Genomic DNA, 16362 nt, shown 5'->3' with positions numbered 1-16362 from the left:
TCTGAAAAACTCGCGATTTCCCCGAGAAGGGTTTTCCCGGACCGCGTCGCGGCCCGATAATGGAGCGCGCCATCGCGCACCCCCGCCCACCCCGTTCATACCGATTCGCCATGCCGATCTTCCAGCAGCACGACATTCACGAACTTCACGCCGGCCCGTCGCTCGTTCGGGTCGCCCCGCAATTCGGCGGCCGCCTGCTGTCGTGGCACGTCGACGGGGAGCCGATCATCTTCTGGCCGGAAACGGCCGACTGGAGCAACCTCGCGCGCGTGCGCGGCGGCAATCCGCTGCTGTTCCCGTTCCTCGGCCGCCACCGCGTCGACGGCGAACTGGGCCGCTGGCGCGATGCCGCCGGCGTGGTCCGCGACCTGCCGATGCACGGTTTCGCACGTGACCTGCCGTTCGCGGCACAACCGTCGGCCGACGGCGCCGCGCTGTCGATGACGCTCGAGGCAAACGAAGCGCTGCACGCGAGCTACCCGTTCGATTTCCGCTTCGAAACGACCTACCGGCTCGCCGACGCACACACGCTGGAGGTCGCGCTCACCACGACCAACCGCGGCGACACGCCGCTGCCCTACTACGCGGGCCACCACTTCTATTTCGCGCTACCGCACGGCGAGCGCGCGCAAACCACGCTCGAGCTGCCGCCCACGCACCGCTGCGCGCAGAACGCCGACGGCTCTATCAGCCCGCCCGAACGCGGCGACGCGCATTACACGCTCGACGATCCGGACATCCTCGACCGCTTCCACTGCCTCGACGGCGCGCCGTCCACGCCGGTGCGCATCGTGATGCCGGGTCGCCGCCGCACGATCGAGATCGCGCTCGACGTACCGGGCTCGATCCCGTGGTACGCGGTCACGACCTGGACCGAAAAGCCGGAATCGGACTTCTACTGCGTCGAGCCATGGCTCGGCCTGCCGGACGCGATCCACAACGGCCTCGGGCTGCGCATGCTCGCGCCGGGCTCGACCGAAACGGCCACGCTGCGCATCCGCGTGGTGCCGCTCGCCGGCTGACGCCCTCGCGCGCCGAAACGGCGCGCGAAGTGCGAAACTGCGGCGCTCGGGTCGAAATCTGACGTTTTGTATTGCTTGCCGCGTCGCGCGGCAGGGTTTTGCGAGGTTCAATGTTCGGAACAACAACGAAGCGACTCGTCGCGGCCGCCTGCGCCGCGCTGCTCGTCGCGTGCGGCTCCGCCCCCGTCGGCCCGGGTTACTACCGCGTCGAGCGCGGCGACACGCTCTACAAGATCGCACGCGCGAATCGCACGTCGATGGCGAACATCGTGCGCTGGAACCAGATCACGAACCCCGATGCGATCGAGGTCGGCCAGGTATTGCGCGTCGCGCCGCCGCCCGGCACCACGACCGCGTCGACCACCGGCACCGGCAGCGCGGGACGCAGTCGCCCCGCGCCTTCCGCGCCGGTCGAATCGGCCGTCAAGCCGGCCAGCAGCATCGCGCTGATCTGGCCGGCCGCCGGCAACGTGGTGCGCACGTTCGACGGTTCGAAATCCAAGGGCATCGATATCGCGAACGCGGCGGGCTCGCCGGTGCTGGCTGCCGCGCCGGGCACGGTCGTCTATGCGGGTAACGGATTGCGCGGCTACGGCAACCTGATCATCCTCAAGCACAACGCCGATTACCTGACGGCGTACGCACACAACCGTGCGCTGCTCGTGAAGGAAGGTCAGTCGGTCACGCAGGGGCAGACGATCGCGGAGATGGGCAACAGCGACAGCGATCGCGTCGCGCTGCATTTCGAGCTGCGTTACGGCGGCCGCTCGATCGATCCGGCACGCTACCTGCCGGCGCGCTGAACGCGCCCGGCATCGACAAGGCGACACGCGATGCCGGCATGCATCGCATGTCGTCGCGAGGAGAATCGGGAAGGTTGTGTCAGCGCTTGCGCAGACGGCCGGTGAAACGGCCGGACAACGGATCGACGCGGCTGGCGAACACCACCAGCGCCCCGATTCCGAACAGGCTGAACCCCGCAGCTATCAAAAGCAAATCCATGGTCACATCACTGTTTTGTCGTGATCTTATGCGTCATTGCGGAATCGTGCACTGAGCCGCCCCCGTTGGACGAGTCCGCACATTCCCTATCTCTCGCACGCCATTGTGGTTAGGTCGCGTGAAATGTTGATGTAAACCATCGACCGGATCCGTCGATCGACATGAAGGAGACCCGCGATGCTGCCTGCCGCCGAACGCTACGACGACCTGCTCTCCCGCTTCCAGTGGGAGGTTCCGGCCCGCTACAACATCGCGGTGGACGTCTGCGACAAGTGGGCCGATGGCAGCGGACGGCTCGCGCTGATCCACGAAACGTCGCAAGGCGACGTGTCGCGCCTCACATTCGACGACCTGAAGAATGCTTCTAACCGGCTCGCGAACAGCTTTGCGCGTGCAGGTTTGCAACGCGGCGACCGGATCGCCATCTTCCTCGCGCAGGGCCCCGAAACCGCGATCGCCCATCTCGCCGCGTACAAGCTCGGCGCGATCGCGGTGCCGCTGTTCACGCTGTTCGGCACCGACGCGCTCGAATACCGGCTCGCGAACAGCGAAGCCGCCGCGCTCGTCACCGACGCGGCCGGCTACGCGAAGATCGCGCCGCTGCGCGCGCAACTGCCGACGCTGCACACGTGCTACTGCATCGGCGACGACGTGCCCGACGCGCCGGGCGTGCTGCGCTACGACGCCGCCCTCGCGTCCGAATCGCCGGACTTCGTGCCGGCCGACACCGCCGCCGACGATCCGGCGGTGATCATCTATACGTCCGGCACGACCGGCAAGCCGAAAGGCGCGCTGCACGCCCATCGCGTGCTGCTGGGCCACCTGCCGGGCGTCGAGATGTCGCAGCAATGCTTTCCGCGTGACGCGCGCCTGTTCTGGACGCCCGCCGACTGGGCGTGGATCGGCGGCCTGCTCGACGTGCTGCTGCCGTCGTGGCATCACGGCGTGCCCGTGCTCGCGCGCCGCTTCGAGAAGTTCGACGGCGAGGCCGCGTTCGCGCTGATGGCGCGGCACGGCGTGACCCACGCGTTCCTGCCGCCCACCGCGCTGAAGCTGATGCGCGCGGTGCCCGCGCCCCGCGAGCGCTACACGCTGGCGCTGAAATCGGTCGCGAGCGGCGGAGAGTCGCTCGGCACCGAGTTGACGACCTGGGGACGCGACGCGCTCGGCGTGACGATCAACGAGTTCTTCGGACAGACCGAATGCAACATGGTGCTGTCGTCGTGCGCCGCGCTGTTCGACGCGCAGCCCGGCGCGATCGGCAAGGCCGTGCCCGGCCATACGGTCGCGATCGTCGACGAGCACGGCACGCCGCTGCCGCCCGGCATCGAGGGGCGCATCGCGGTGCGCCGCCCCGACCCGGTGATGTTCATCGAATACTGGCGCAATCCCGCCGCGACGCGCGACAAGTTCGCGGGCGACTATCTGCTCACCGGCGACACCGGCACGATCGACGCCGACGGGTTCGTGCGCTTCGTCGGCCGCGATGACGACGTGATCACGAGCGCAGGCTACCGGATCGGCCCGGGGCCGATTGAGGACTGCCTGCTCACGCATCCGGCGGTGCGGATGGCGGCCGTCGTCGGGGTGCCCGACCCGACCCGCACCGAGATCGTCAAGGCGTTCGTCGTGCTGAACCCTGGCCATGTCGGCGACGACGCGCTCGTCCAGGCGCTGCAGGCGCACGTGCGCACGCGCCTGGCCGCGCACGAGTACCCGCGCGCGATCGCGTTCGTCCACAGCCTGCCGATGACGGCGACCGGCAAGATCGTGCGCCGCGCGCTGCGCGACGCTTGAACCGCCGTGGGCCGCGCCGGGCGGCCAGCCGCCGGGATGGTTTATAGTGGCGCCACGCAGTCTTTCCAACGCACAACGATGTCCTCCGATCAACACGAATCCGCCGCGGGCGCGTCGCACAGCCCGCTCTACGCCAAACTCCTCGGCGAAACCGCCAAGATCGACTGGTGCGATCTCGAGCGCTTTTTCGCGCAGGGCAAGCTGCTGTCGGTCGCGCGCGATCTCGATCTCGTCAGCGTCGCGGAAGCGATTGCCAGCGACGATGCGCAACAGGTCACGCGCTGGCTGTCTTCCGGCCTCGTCGCGCGCATGCCGGCCGAAACGGCCGCCGACTTCGCGGCGCGCAATCCCGAGCTGTGGGCGGTCGTCGTGTCGCCGTGGGTCTGCGTGCAGGAACGCGCCTGACGCGTCCGCCATGTCCGATTCCGCATTACCGCACGCAGTCGGCACCGGATCGGCCACCGTCTCGCACCGGCGCGTCCTCACGCTCGCGTTCCCGATCGTCCTGGCGAACCTGACCCAGCCGATCCTCGGCGCGGTGGACACGGCCGTCGCCGGCCACCTTGACGGCGCGCAGTATCTCGGCGGCGTCGCGCTCGGCGGACTGTTCTTCAATTTCGTGTTCTGGGGCTTCGGCTTCCTGCGCATGGGCACGACCGGCCTCGTCGCGCAGGCGCACGGCGCCGGCGACGCCGCCGGCATCCGCCTGAACGTGCTGCGCGCGCTGATCGTCGCGTTCGCGCTCGGCGCCGTGGTGCTCGCGCTGCAGGTGCCGCTGCTGTCGTTCGCGCTGTCCGCGCTGGGCGGCAGCGACGCGGTCCGCGCAACCGCGCTGGCCTACGGCCACGCGCGGATCTGGAGCGCGCCGTTCGCGCTCGCGAACTACGTCGTGCTCGGCTATCTGCTCGGCGTGCAGCGCGTACGGCTCGCGCTCGTCGCGCAGGTCTTCATCAATGCGGTGAACATCGGTGCCGTGCTGTTATACGTGTACGGCTTCGGCTGGGGCATTGCCGGGATCGGTGCGGCGACCGCAACCGCCGACGCATGCGGCTTCGCGCTCGGTGCGTGGATGCTGTGGCAGCTGCGGCCGCGCGGCCTCGCGCCCATCGCCGCGCGTGCGCTGGCGGACCGTGCGGCGCTCAAGCGGCTGATCGTGCTCAATCGCGACATCTTTCTGCGCACGATGTGCCTGCTCGGCGCGTTCGGCTGGTTCGCGCATCTCGGCGCGAAACAGGGCGATGCGACGCTCGCGGCCAACGCATTGCTGCTGAATTTCCAGACGTTCATGGCGTACGGGCTGGACGGTTTCGCGCATGCGGCCGAGGCGCTCGTCGGCGCCGCGGCCGGCGCGCGCGACCGCGCCGGATTCCGGCGGGCCGTGCGCGTCACGTTGCTGTGGTCCGCGCTCGGTGCGCTGCTGTTCGCGCTCGTCTACTGGGCGGCCGGCGGATGGATCGTCGCTCGGCTGACCGATCAGGCCGAGATCCGCGCGGTCGCGCTGCAATACCTGCCGTGGGCGGCGATCTCGCCGATCGTGTCCGTGTGGGGATTCCTGCTCGACGGCGTGTTCATCGGCGCGACGCAGACGCAATCGCTGATGCGCGCGATGGTCGCGTCGTTCGCGATCTTCATCGCGGCGACGCTGACCGTCGTCGGCCCGTTCGGCAATCACGGGCTGTGGTTCGCGCTGCTGTTGTTCATGGTCGCGCGCGGCGCGACGCTCGCACGCTACCTGCCGGCGCTCGTGCGGCGAATCGGCGCCGACGCGCCCGCGGCCGGCCCCTGACCGCCACGCGGGTCGGACGTTATTGCGCGGGTGCGGGTGCCGGCGCGCCCAGCATCGACGGCGGCGTCATGTCGGTCGGCACGCCGTGGTAATCGGCCGGATCTTGCGGCGGGTGGCCGCGACGGGCCTGGCGGGGATCGCTGGAACAGCCGGCAAGAAGGGACGCGGCCAGCACGGCCAGCATGAAACGGGTCATCGGGAAGGCTCTCCGGAAAACGGCGCGCCCATCGCGCGCCAGGACGGCGCCGAGTCTAGCGGAATTCCGGGTTAGGGGTCGTCCCGCGGATGTTCTAGTATGAAGGCATGGCGCTGTGCCCGTTGAAAGGAGGCTGCCATGTCGTCTGAAGAGATCGCTGGCCTGATCGGCCTGTTCGTCGGCCTGATGGTGCTCGTCGCCCTGTCGTACTTCGAATCGCGCGAATACAAGCGCAGCCACGGCGGCGAAGGGATGGTCCATCACTGGATGGCCGAACACCATCTGCTCGACTGGCGGCGCAAGCACTAGGCAAGCCGCCCTGTCGTCCGGGTCGCCGCCTGCGGGACCCGCCCCGAACGTGCGCCCGCTCGCACGGTGGTTGCTGCGTACCGTTCAAATTAACAGGGCCGGATAGGCCGACCTCGTCCGAATAGCCGAACGCCGTCGCTGGCAGGCCGTGAGAGCCTGCCCACGCGACGGCGTTCGCATTCGTGCGCGCCGCGCGATCCGGTTTGCTCAGCCCAGGAAGTGGCGGGCGTAACGGGCGTTGATGTCCGAGAGCCGGAACAGCGTCAGGAAATCCGCGCAGTTGAAGTCGGGATCCCAGGCCGGCGCGCCGCAAATCTTCGCACCGAGGCGCAGATAGCCCTTGATCAGCGGCGGCGGCGCGACGACGGTGCCCGTCTGCAGTTCGTCGACCGGCAGCGCCGTATGCGGGAACGCGCGATATTCGGGCGCCGTCAGCGCGTTGGCCGACAGCGACTGATACAGGTTCGCCGCATAGTGGCCGCCATCGGCCATCGACACGCTCGCGCAGCCGAGCATCGTCTCGTAGCCGTTCTGCATCATATAGGCGCCGAGGCCGCCCCACAGCGCCATGATCACGGCGCCGCTGCGGTAGTCGCTGTGCACGCACGAGCGGCCGACCTCCACCATCTTGCCGCGCAGGTGCGTCAGGCGCGATAGGTCGAATTCGCCTTCCGCGTACAGACGGCCGACACGCGCGGCCTCGTGCGGCGGCAGCACGCGGTACGTGCCGACCACTTTCAGCGTGTCGAGATCGCGCACCAGCAGGTGGTCGCAATAAGCATCGAACGGATCGACGTCGAGACCGGACGGGCCGCTGAGCTGCGCGCCCATCTCTTCGGCGAAGACGGTGTAACGCAGGCGCTGTGCCTCGCGCAGTTCGTCTTCCGTGCGCGCCCATGCGGCACGCAGACGGTACTCGGATGTGACGGTTTCAGCAGCGCGCGGCAGGTGACGCCGCGTCGTGTCGAGGGGAAGCGAGGCAAAAGGGAGCGTAGGCGTCGGCAGTTCTCGCATTAGGCTTTCCTGGTCGTAAGGAATAGGACGACATGCCAGCCAATGTAGTAACCGGCCGTTACCATTCTGTGGCACGACCGTGTCCATTCAATGACGTGTCGCCGAATTGACTTTAGCAGAAAGCTTGCGAAACCGTATGATCAATACGGTCAAACCCCGTCACACAAGGTCCGGCGGCAACAACGCACGCAGCACGGCCTGACGACTGCCGTCGCGCGTACGGCTTGCGATCCACACGATGCCGCCCTTCTTGATGCTCCAGCTGTCACCGTTGCCGGCGATCAGGTGCGCGACGACGCTGCCGAGCGTCGGCTGGTGTCCGACGATCATGACCGTCGGCGCAATGCCGTCCGGCCAGCCGGCGGCGGTCAGCACGTCGTCGACGCTGCCGCCCGGCGCGAGCGCATCGACGGTCCGGTACTGGTCGGTCAGCGCCTCAACGGTCTGCACGGTGCGGGCCGCCGGGCTCGCGAGAATCACGCTGTTCGACTCGAGCCGGCCGCGCAGCCATTTAGCCATTGTCTGCGCTTCCTTGCGCCCGCGGCTCGTCAGCTGGCGCGCGAGGTCGTTTGCCGCGTAGTCTTCGGCTTCGGCGTGGCGCCACAGGATCAGGTTCATCATGATGTCTCTCCATGCATCGGCGAACGATCCGGTCGCGCAGGTGCGTGCCGGACGCTCACACTCTGAATTGTCGCCAATCGTGAACGGTTCGGGATGATGTGCGCGATATGCATAACTTGATTGACCCGATCACCCATTAGACGATACAATCTTTGGCTCGTCGGAGCGTAGCGCAGCCTGGTAGCGCATCTGATTTGGGATCAGAGGGTCGTAGGTTCGAATCCTATCGCTCCGACCAAAGGAATCAAGGGGTTAGCGTAAGCTAACCCCTTTTTCTTTTTCTAGTCACGTTACCGTCGGGGAAAAAAATGGCCGCACGGCGCCGAATCGTAGCGGCCTTCATCGCATGCGCCCCGAGCGCGGTAGTGCCCGGCTATGAAACATCCGAGCACGCTTCCAGTCTGCTCCAACTATCCGCCCGGTTTACATTACTGCGGGAAGCGCGAACCAACACGGGTCAACATTATCGAACTCGTTAAGATCAAATCCAAGGTACCTGAAGTTCGTGGCGACACCATCTGCGACCCGTCCTTCTTGGCCCATGAACTGTTGAAATCCATACATGTGGACTTGGGCTAGTTGCATCGTTCCTCTAATGTCCGGGAAGCCCCTCCCTTATAACTTTGCGGGTCGCGTCACGACGTGCGAGTTGACGAAAAGAAAAAGCCGTCTGTCGGCTCTCCCCGATAAGCTCGTTGCGGTCGCGTATTTCTGATTTGTGACTCCCCATACGGAACACATTTCTCTCGCAGCAATTGACGCATTCAATAGTTTGGACCGAGCACATGTTTATTCACCTCGCGATCTTGCTCGGTCATGTTCAGACTACTGATGAAATCACCATCTTGGCACAGTCCGAATAGTGCGGTGAAGTATAAAACGACTTTAGATTCAGCATAAGACAATGCCAATTCATATTTGGACAAATTGGGCGATATCCGCCACGAACTCTGCCACTTTATGGCCCGCGGTGCTTTTTGTAAGCGAGGACACGCGCATCAATTACACTGCTGGAGCAAAAGCGGTCTCCGTACTTCTGCCACACAAGGCAGGGCGCCGGAGATACCGATTAGACGGGGGAATGGCTTTTCGAGAAAAGGACGCCCTAGCCCTCATCGATTGGGTTCATTAATTTTCTTTGGTTAGATAGGCGCGAACCTGCGAGGGCATACCTGCACGATACCGAATTGCCGGTCACCCCAACCTACCCCAAAATGGACCTATGCCGCCGCGATGAGGTCGGTAGATGGAATGAATGGGCTCATTGAGCACGAACAAGAGTGGCTTGAGACCAAGCGGCGGACATGAATTATTAGCATTCGGACGCATTTGCCCCCGCCCACCCACAATTACGTTGAATCAGCGGTCATTCGTCGGCAGGATAGAGGTTCAGCATCGCGCGCAAGGCCTCGGCGTTCTTCGTGTGCAACCGCTCGTCATAGTCGGATGACCGAAGGGTCACGACCGCCCGCTTCTCGTCGTTCGGCTTGTGCATGCGGGACATGGCCGGACGGCCATCGGCGTTGACCTTGAGTATGTACATACCAATCAACGTTCGGCCGTCAGCGCCCTTACAGTACCGGCAGATGATAGCGCGCGAGAAACTTTTCGTCCCCCGTGCCGAACATCTTTAAACGCCCCACCTAGCCACGAGAACTCAAGCCTGTCTTTTTCAACCTCGACGGGTTGCCCGAGTTTATTCGATCCCTATTTTCGCGTGGCAACGCATACGTTTCTCCTGATCGCGATATTCGCTTTATCGGCTGATTCCGCCGGAAGACTACCAGTCGATAGCATCGAACAAACCGTCAAGAATCGTCACCGTGCCTTTATTGTGCCGAACAGACTTTGGTATGATCTTTGGGGTTGGTGAGCTATATTCCGCAGTCTCCAGCTTTGAGCGGCTGCGGCATCCATCTGTAAGATTTATTTAATACAAAAGTTATTTATTTGTAATTTTAAGGCGTAAGACAGACGCAGTCTCGGCGTTGCAACCGGACGCGTTCTGCACGAAACGGGGTGACTGCATGAGCGGGGAAGTCTTGCTGAAGGTATTGCGCGGAGGCTACGCGCAGTTCGATCGCATCGTGAAACTTGACACGCCGCTTGGCGACGACTGGCTCACGCCGCTGTACGTCAAGATCAATGCGCGGCTCGGGCGCAATTTCGAGGTGACCGTGGATGCCTCGTCGGTCGTCGGCGACAAGATCAAGCTTAGCGCTCTCATGCTGCAACCCGTCACGCTCTGGATTCGCCAGACCGACGGCGGTTATCTGCCGATCCATGGCTATGTGCAGCGGGCGCGCCGCCTTGGAAATGATGGAGCCGTTTCGTATTTTCAGCTTCAGTTCTCTTCGTGGCTGAGCTTTTTGAAGCTCAGCAGCGATCGGCGCGACTGGCAGGAAGCCAGCGGCTGGCAGATTCTCGCCGACGTATTCGACAAGCATCCGCAGGCTTCCGGCAACTATGGACAGGAACTACGCGCGGCGATGCGCTCGTATTCGCACCGCGTGCAGTGGGAAACCGACTGGAATTTCGTGCACCGGAGTCTGGAGGAAGTCGGCGTGTTTCCGCGCTTCGATTTCGCAAAGGACGGCAAGTCGCACAAGGTCGTCATGATGGACGACCTGTATTTCGGGCCGCCGCTGCCGAATTCGGAGATGAAGTTCAGCCATGCAGGTACCGACGAGGATTTCGACGGACTCACCCAGTTGAGCGAACAGCAGGACGCACAAAGCGCGACGCTGACACTCGGCACCGCCGACTACAAGCGTCCGGACCTCGACAAACAGGTCAGTACGCCGGCGGCAGACCTGGAGGATTTACCCGGCCAAGGTGAAGACTATCTCTATACCGGCTCACAGACCTGGGCCGAATCCGACATCGGGCAACAGCAGGCCCGCATCCGCACCGAGGAATGGGCCTCGCGAGCAAAACGCTATTTCGCGATCGGCAGCCCCCGCTATGCACTACCCGGCTACTGGTTCAAGGTGTCGGGGCATCCGGTTCTCGATGCCCTGCCGGAGGAAGAGCGGGAATTGTCGATCATCGCGAGCGACTGGCTGATTCAAAACAACCTCCCGGGCCTGGATGCGCTGACGCGGTTTCCGCGCAGCCTGCGCAGCGAGATCGAACAGGTCCAGGCGGCTGGGACTGGTGCGACCGTCAGTCACCGCGATGGCGGCGTCGGATTTTTCCACGTCGAGATCGAGGCGCAACGCCGCAAGACGCCATTCCGCAGTCCGTTTGAGCACGAGAAGCCTGAGATGCATCTGCAGACGGCAATCGTCGTGACGGACAGCGACGAAGAAATCCTCACGGACGACGGCAATCGTGTTCGGGTCCGGACGTCGAACAGCCGGAACGACCGCAATACGAAGTCGACGTCATGGATCCGTGCGGCGATGCCGGACGCCGGCGCGAAGCGTGGCGGCTACTTCCCGTTACGCAAAGACGACCATGTGCTCCTGGGATTCGTAAATGGCGATTGCGACCGGCCGGTGATCATCTCGAGACTGCATGGTGGCGCGACGATGCCGGTATGGCACACGCACGGCCTGCTGTCCGGATTTCGGTCCCGTGAATACGGTGGCGACGGTTTCAACCAGCTCGTCATGGACGACTCGAGCGGTCAGAACCGGGTTCACCTTTACTCGTCGAGCTACAACTCCCACCTGCATCTGGGCTACCTGATTGAGCAATCCGACAACACACGCGGCACGTTCCTCGGCAACGGTTTCGACCTAAAGTCCGGAGCGCACGGCGCTGTGCGCGCCGAACAGGGCTTGTATATATCGACGCAGCCAGCCACCGCCCAGCCGCTGAACGTAACGGCCGCCACCGAGCCGCTCGCCGGCGCGGAAGCCGTGCTTGAGACGGTGTCGAAGGCCAGTGAAACGAACCGCGCCGAAAGCCTCCAAGACGGCCAGAACGCGCTGAAGTCATTCACCGACGCCACGCAGCGGACTGTCGCAGGCTCGACCAGCGGCGGCCGCACGGCCGGCGGCGGTACCGGTAATGCGAACGGTTTTGCGAAGCCGGTGATGCTGCTGTCGAGCCCCGAGGGCATCGCCGCGTCGACGCAACAATCAGTGCACCTCACGGCAAACCAGCATGCGAATATCGTTGCCAGCAAGAACGTCAACCTAGCAGCCGGCAAGTCGTTGTTGGTAAGTGTGCTCGACAAGATTAGCCTATTCGCCCAGAACCTCGGTATCAAGATTTTTGCGGCGAAGGGACCCGTGGACATCCAGGCGCAAAGCGGCACGGCCTCGCTAGTGGCTCTGCAGGATGTGAAGATCGAAAGTGCGGACGGACGTCTGATTCTGACGGCAGCGAAGGAAGTGTGGATCGGCGCTGGCGGCTCGTATATCAGCATCAAGGGCGGGCTGATCGAGAACGTGACGACCGGACAGATTTTGGAAAAATGCGGCACTTGGGACAAGCCCAGCGGAGGAAGCGGGACGATTCGCGATCCGTTGCAAGCGACACCGGTGGCGACTGACGGCGGGCGCGGTTCGCTGTTCTCTGGCTGACACCGAGACAGTCATCGTCCACGCGGCAAGAAAAACGAGAAACGAGAGATTCCGAGAAACATGAGCAAGAGCCACCATCCCCCGAAGCATGCCGCGCCGGCAAAGACGGCGGCCGCGTCTAGCAACCCGGCGACCACACAGAACACATCTGCGACACCGCCTTACAAACGGCTGCGATGGGCATTTCCGTTCACGCCGGTCGGGCAAGATGACCCAACTAATCCGATGACGTACATGAAGGCGCTAGCGGCTGCTGAAGATGGATTCTATCCGCTCGGTGCGAACGGCATGTGGCACGGCGGCATCCACTTCGGTCAGAACACTGGCGCGCATCTGAAGCAAGGTGACGGCATCCGTGCAATTGCCGATGGTGAAGTCGTTGCATACCGGCTCGACAGCAAGTATCCAGAACAAGACTACCAAGACGGTCGGCACGCGCTGTATTCGACGGGCTTCGTGCTGGTTCGCCATCGGCTGCAATTGCCGCCGCCTCAGCCACCGAAAACGGATACGTCCACGAATTCAGTTGCGCAGCCGGCGACGTCATCCCAATCAACTGCGACCGCGGCACCGGCATCGACACCCGCAGCGGCACCCGCAGCGGCAGCGAGTGCCAACAAGCCGGCATCAGGCGAAGTGTTGACATTCTTCAGCCTGTACATGCACACGATGGATCACGACAGCTACCAAGCGGCGGCAGAACAAGCGAAAGTAGCCCAGGTCGATCCGTCGAAACTGAACACGAATCCGATGCCGTATTGGGAAGGCGACCGTTACTATCGAGTCGGCGACAAGGCCAAAGACCCGCAGGAGGTGCCACGGCCGAAGATACCCGTGCCGAGCAATCGCGATGTGCTGGGGGAGTTCATCGAAAGCGATTTCAAGAAGGTGCCCGAGCCTGTAGCAGATACGAAAGACACGACGCCACTCCCATCTCCTATCACGGGCCTCCGCATCCGCGATCTGCCGAACGGGAAGATCATCGGCATTCTGCCGCGCGGAGCGGAATTAACTGTCGCTACCGACGACCAGACGAAAGCGAAGCCGGGCTGGGTTAAGATTAATGCAATCAAGTCAGGTACGCCGGCCAGCGCGGTCGTCGGTCAGCCGGTATCGCAACACGCACCGTACGGATATGTGTACGAGAAGGAACTGGACCCGATCGTCGACCCGAAGCCGCGGGATACAGTCGTCGTGCTGAAAGAGCCATATTCGGTCAAAGCCGGCGACGTCATAGGTCAACTCGGCCACTATCTACGCTACCCGGACGCAAAGCTACTACCGCCGAAGCCGACTCGGCCGTTGCTGCATCTTGAAGTGTTCGCTGGCCCTGAACTCGAAGCATTCATCAAGATGAGTCAGGCTCGAGCAAGTGAGCGCCCTCCGGAAAAAACATTTCTGGAAATTTCGCCGGGAGCACTGCTGATCACCGACTTGCCCCAACCGGACCAGAAACTGCAACCTGGCACCAAGCTTGTAGCTCTCGCCGCTGGCGCAAAGGGCAAGTGGGTCAAGGTGCAACCGAAAACGGCCGCACCTGTACATGGCGGCCGTCACGCGAAGCCGGCTTACAACGACGCCGGCGCACCCGTCTGGGTCGAAGCGAGCTTCGCCAACACGACAACGAACGCAATCGTGCCGGGCTGGAAGAGCTTCCCGTTAACCTTCTCGAACGCGAAAGGGCCGGGCGCAGATTTCCGCAATGTATTCCTACGAGTCAACCTCGAAAAGAACGGTGAGGCGAACAATGCGAAAGACGACAAGGGGCGCCGCTGGTACTACGTGACGATCGGCAACAAGGACGGCAGTACTCGCAACGGATGGGTGTGCGAGCAGGACCACCCGCTCGTGCGAATGTGCGGCCCATGGGACTGGCCGGGCTTCGAATTGATCGACAATAGCAGCATCAAGCCTGCGGACATGCTCAAACGCTACATCCACGTTGCCGAGCAGTTTCTGACCGACGAAGACAAAACCGAATTCGAAACGAGCGCCGCAACGGTCAACGCGAGCCCGCTGATCACAAAGCTCGAGAAGGCGATTGATGCGAATCACGACGGGAAGGTGACAGCACAAGAGCTGAAGCATGCGCAAGAAACACAGTGGACAGCAGAAGCCCTCTCCCATCTCGTAGTGCGCTGCCAAAGCGAATGGGGCGGCGGCCTGGGTAAATGGGAGGCGTTGTCCCCGCTCATGAAGAAACTACTGTGGCTATGGAAGGCCGAGATTGAGCGGATCGGAAAATTGCAGTGGTGGGAGCAGGTTGCAGAAAAAAAGATAGATGGTTTCCCGAATCAGCCAAGCCCGTGGCATTTCCATCCGATCGGACTGATCGGAAATTTCATTAATTCGTCATTTAGCGATAAAGCCCTCATCTTGACCGCGAAAGATGTGCTCGATTTGAAGAAAACACTGCAAACTGAGTGGGTGCAGTTCGCTGGCGATATGCAGGCGAAAGGAGTGATCGATACGATCTTGAATCGCGTAGCGTCTGGTCGACTCGGCCCTGGCCAAGATCATTTCGGAAGCACCGTTTCGGCGGTAGTCAATCAGTACAATCAATTCTCGGACGTCAATGGACCAATCGCACGAAAGCAGCATCACCGATCAACAGTCGAGCAAATTCCCGCCAGCGAAATAAGCCAGAGAGTGAATGATCTAGTGGATTCTTATTTGCGCGACCGAGAGAACGGGGAACCTTCGTCCGTGGGTACCAATCTAAACTATGCAAATCCGTATTATTCAGATGCGAATAATTTACCGTGGATCAACGCATTATCAGGGCCGCGTTATGGAAAAGGGAATGCAATGCATTATCACGGGACAACACCGGGACTGGAGCCATATCGCCCCGAACCGTATCCCATTGTTTTGATTGATTGATTGATTGATTGAGTAAAATAATAATCAATCATGCAATCAAGACCAAAATTCGCGCGACCTTGAAAATATTGATATTGAAAAATGAAAAAAATATTAACAGCAATTCTTCCTCTATTGCTTTTCTCTTCGACGCTCCCGGCGTCAGCCGAAACCATCCATGAAAAGAAAGCAATATTAGGTCGCTCTTATATATGTCATTTTGGAAAATACGGGATGGTCACGATCGACACTCGAGACCCGGGAGCTTCAATTACCATTGAAGGCATTCGCCACCCCGCAAAAGACGGCAGTTATTTCTATCAGACCGATGACGGAAAGTTTGCAATTGCATTCAACCCCAAAATGACCGCTTGGACGTATTTAAGCGAGGATGAACCGGATGGAATAACCGACTCTCACTGCAAGATTCGCACCAACAAGAAATAAGATATCCGTGGATGATGCGTTTACTCCAGACATGGTCCCTATAGTCGAGAAATTTTTTCACGTCAAGACTAGGGTTTTCCGGAGTCTTATGCTCCACATGGGCAAGATTTCGCCTACCTACGATGAACCCTATATTCCATTGACGGAAGCCCAACGGTCGTACCTGAAAGCCAAACTGAAAATGGAGTCCCACTCGTGATGAATTTAGTCCGCCTCAACGATGACACCGACCATGGTGGTAAGGTCATTACGGCGTCGTCCACAATGCGCTTCGGCGGCCGCTATGTCGCCCGCAAGGGCGATCGCGTGTCGTGCCCGCAGCATCCTGGTGTGTCGCCCAACATCATCGAGGAAGGCGATCCGTCGATGACGGATGACGGCATCCCGATCGCACGGCACGGCCATCGCGCCACGTGCGGCTGTCACCTGATCTCAAGTCTCGTTTGATCTTCAGTTCGAACAGGCGGCACGGTGTCGACAACTATCTTCAATTGGGGATCGAAATCAGGATTCGCAGATGTGTAATACGTCGTGCCCGGGCACCAGTGTCGGGCAGCATTGTTGGGTGGAACATGGCTTGTTATTGGCACCGAGTGCAGTCTTTATGGCAACCGGTCACATCGTTCCGGCGACGATACGCCCAAAGCGCTCCAATCGACCGCTCTTTGCAGAGCTTTTTCAGTGTGCCCCCACGCTTTCACTTCGTCCACCGCGCCATCCCCACCCCGCGCACGAATCTTGCGAGAACACGCGATAATATCCGTGACCAAC

Annotated in this window: 14 protein-coding genes and 1 tRNA gene; 11 read left to right on the top strand and 4 right to left on the bottom strand. The window is 61.9% G+C overall.

Features of this window, described 5'->3' with window-relative positions; all coding sequences use genetic code 11:
* Window positions 1-110: 110 nt before the first annotated feature.
* The 5 genes from ACP26O_RS06625 (at window position 111) to ACP26O_RS06605 (ending at window position 5607) form a co-directional block, all read left to right on the top strand.
* Window positions 111-1022: an aldose epimerase gene (locus tag ACP26O_RS06625; RefSeq protein ID WP_175663921.1), complete on the top strand. Its 912-nt coding sequence runs from the start codon at window positions 111-113 to the stop codon at window positions 1020-1022.
* A 110-nt stretch (window positions 1023-1132) separates the two neighbouring features.
* Entirely contained in the window at window positions 1133-1825 is a 693-nt protein-coding gene (locus tag ACP26O_RS06620) for a peptidoglycan DD-metalloendopeptidase family protein (RefSeq protein ID WP_011656525.1), read from the top strand.
* Window positions 1826-2201: 376 nt separating this feature from the next.
* Complete coding sequence (locus tag ACP26O_RS06615) at window positions 2202-3821, top strand: acyl-CoA synthetase (RefSeq protein WP_175663922.1); 1620 nt, start codon at window positions 2202-2204, stop codon at window positions 3819-3821.
* A gap of 78 nt (window positions 3822-3899) precedes the next feature.
* Complete coding sequence (locus ACP26O_RS06610; protein WP_126227507.1) at window positions 3900-4226, top strand: DUF2288 domain-containing protein; 327 nt, start codon at window positions 3900-3902, stop codon at window positions 4224-4226.
* Window positions 4227-4236: 10 nt separating this feature from the next.
* Entirely contained in the window at window positions 4237-5607 is a 1371-nt protein-coding gene (locus tag ACP26O_RS06605; protein ID WP_175663923.1) for an MATE family efflux transporter, read from the top strand.
* 19 nt (window positions 5608-5626) lie between these two features.
* On the opposite strand, the gene ACP26O_RS06600 is transcribed toward ACP26O_RS06605, so the two are convergent.
* Window positions 5627-5803, bottom strand: a complete 177-nt coding sequence (locus ACP26O_RS06600) for a hypothetical protein (protein WP_006750327.1) — start codon at window positions 5801-5803, stop codon at window positions 5627-5629.
* Window positions 5804-5941: 138 nt separating this feature from the next.
* Between ACP26O_RS06600 and ACP26O_RS06595 the strand changes: the two genes are divergently transcribed.
* A complete protein-coding gene (locus ACP26O_RS06595) occupies window positions 5942-6112 on the top strand; it encodes a hypothetical protein (protein ID WP_006750326.1) in 171 nt (56 codons plus the stop codon).
* Window positions 6113-6319: 207 nt separating this feature from the next.
* On the opposite strand, the gene ACP26O_RS06590 is transcribed toward ACP26O_RS06595, so the two are convergent.
* Together ACP26O_RS06590 and sixA are read right to left on the bottom strand one after the other, a co-directional pair.
* A complete protein-coding gene (locus ACP26O_RS06590; protein ID WP_011656520.1) occupies window positions 6320-7126 on the bottom strand; it encodes a GNAT family N-acetyltransferase in 807 nt (268 codons plus the stop codon).
* Between the two features lie 159 nt (window positions 7127-7285).
* A complete protein-coding gene (sixA, locus tag ACP26O_RS06585) occupies window positions 7286-7747 on the bottom strand; it encodes a phosphohistidine phosphatase SixA (RefSeq protein ID WP_041491139.1) in 462 nt (153 codons plus the stop codon).
* 161 nt (window positions 7748-7908) lie between these two features.
* On the opposite strand from sixA, the gene ACP26O_RS06580 reads away from it, so the two are divergent.
* Window positions 7909-7985 (top strand) — tRNA-Pro (locus tag ACP26O_RS06580).
* Window positions 7986-9113: 1128 nt separating this feature from the next.
* Here the strand turns inward: ACP26O_RS06580 and ACP26O_RS06575 are convergent.
* Window positions 9114-9251, bottom strand: coding sequence for a hypothetical protein (locus tag ACP26O_RS06575; protein WP_175701237.1), 138 nt, complete (start codon window positions 9249-9251; stop codon window positions 9114-9116).
* Window positions 9252-9774: 523 nt separating this feature from the next.
* Here ACP26O_RS06575 and ACP26O_RS06570 point away from each other — a divergent pair.
* The 4 genes from ACP26O_RS06570 (at window position 9775) to ACP26O_RS06555 (ending at window position 16038) form a co-directional block, all read left to right on the top strand.
* The gene (locus ACP26O_RS06570; RefSeq protein ID WP_175663925.1) at window positions 9775-12282 is read left to right on the top strand and encodes a type VI secretion system Vgr family protein; all 2508 of its coding nucleotides are present in this window, start codon (window positions 9775-9777) and stop codon (window positions 12280-12282) included.
* A gap of 60 nt (window positions 12283-12342) precedes the next feature.
* Entirely contained in the window at window positions 12343-15165 is a 2823-nt protein-coding gene (locus tag ACP26O_RS06565) for a cell wall hydrolase (RefSeq protein WP_244098981.1), read from the top strand.
* A gap of 81 nt (window positions 15166-15246) precedes the next feature.
* The gene (locus ACP26O_RS06560; RefSeq protein WP_175663926.1) at window positions 15247-15591 is read left to right on the top strand and encodes a hypothetical protein; all 345 of its coding nucleotides are present in this window, start codon (window positions 15247-15249) and stop codon (window positions 15589-15591) included.
* 195 nt (window positions 15592-15786) lie between these two features.
* The gene (locus ACP26O_RS06555; protein WP_175663927.1) at window positions 15787-16038 is read left to right on the top strand and encodes a PAAR domain-containing protein; all 252 of its coding nucleotides are present in this window, start codon (window positions 15787-15789) and stop codon (window positions 16036-16038) included.
* Window positions 16039-16362: the final 324 nt, after the last annotated feature.

Source organism: Burkholderia sp. R-40 (assembly GCF_049942845.1).
Classification (GTDB): domain Bacteria; phylum Pseudomonadota; class Gammaproteobacteria; order Burkholderiales; family Burkholderiaceae; genus Burkholderia; species Burkholderia ambifaria.
Note: the sequence above shows the minus strand (reverse complement) of the source record. Positions and strands in the feature narration are given on the sequence as shown.

Coding starts and splice junctions, on each gene's coding strand:
- ACP26O_RS06625 (WP_175663921.1), top strand. CDS start 111: ATGCCGATCTTCCAGCAGCACGACATTCACGAACTTCACGCCGGCCCG.
- ACP26O_RS06620 (WP_011656525.1), top strand. CDS start 1,133: ATGTTCGGAACAACAACGAAGCGACTCGTCGCGGCCGCCTGCGCCGCG.
- ACP26O_RS06615 (WP_175663922.1), top strand. CDS start 2,202: ATGCTGCCTGCCGCCGAACGCTACGACGACCTGCTCTCCCGCTTCCAG.
- ACP26O_RS06610 (WP_126227507.1), top strand. CDS start 3,900: ATGTCCTCCGATCAACACGAATCCGCCGCGGGCGCGTCGCACAGCCCG.
- ACP26O_RS06605 (WP_175663923.1), top strand. CDS start 4,237: ATGTCCGATTCCGCATTACCGCACGCAGTCGGCACCGGATCGGCCACC.
- ACP26O_RS06600 (WP_006750327.1), bottom strand. CDS start 5,803: ATGACCCGTTTCATGCTGGCCGTGCTGGCCGCGTCCCTTCTTGCCGGC.
- ACP26O_RS06595 (WP_006750326.1), top strand. CDS start 5,942: ATGTCGTCTGAAGAGATCGCTGGCCTGATCGGCCTGTTCGTCGGCCTG.
- ACP26O_RS06590 (WP_011656520.1), bottom strand. CDS start 7,126: ATGCGAGAACTGCCGACGCCTACGCTCCCTTTTGCCTCGCTTCCCCTC.
- sixA (WP_041491139.1), bottom strand. CDS start 7,747: ATGATGAACCTGATCCTGTGGCGCCACGCCGAAGCCGAAGACTACGCG.
- ACP26O_RS06575 (WP_175701237.1), bottom strand. CDS start 9,251: ATGTCCCGCATGCACAAGCCGAACGACGAGAAGCGGGCGGTCGTGACC.
- ACP26O_RS06570 (WP_175663925.1), top strand. CDS start 9,775: ATGAGCGGGGAAGTCTTGCTGAAGGTATTGCGCGGAGGCTACGCGCAG.
- ACP26O_RS06565 (WP_244098981.1), top strand. CDS start 12,343: ATGAGCAAGAGCCACCATCCCCCGAAGCATGCCGCGCCGGCAAAGACG.
- ACP26O_RS06560 (WP_175663926.1), top strand. CDS start 15,247: ATGAAAAAAATATTAACAGCAATTCTTCCTCTATTGCTTTTCTCTTCG.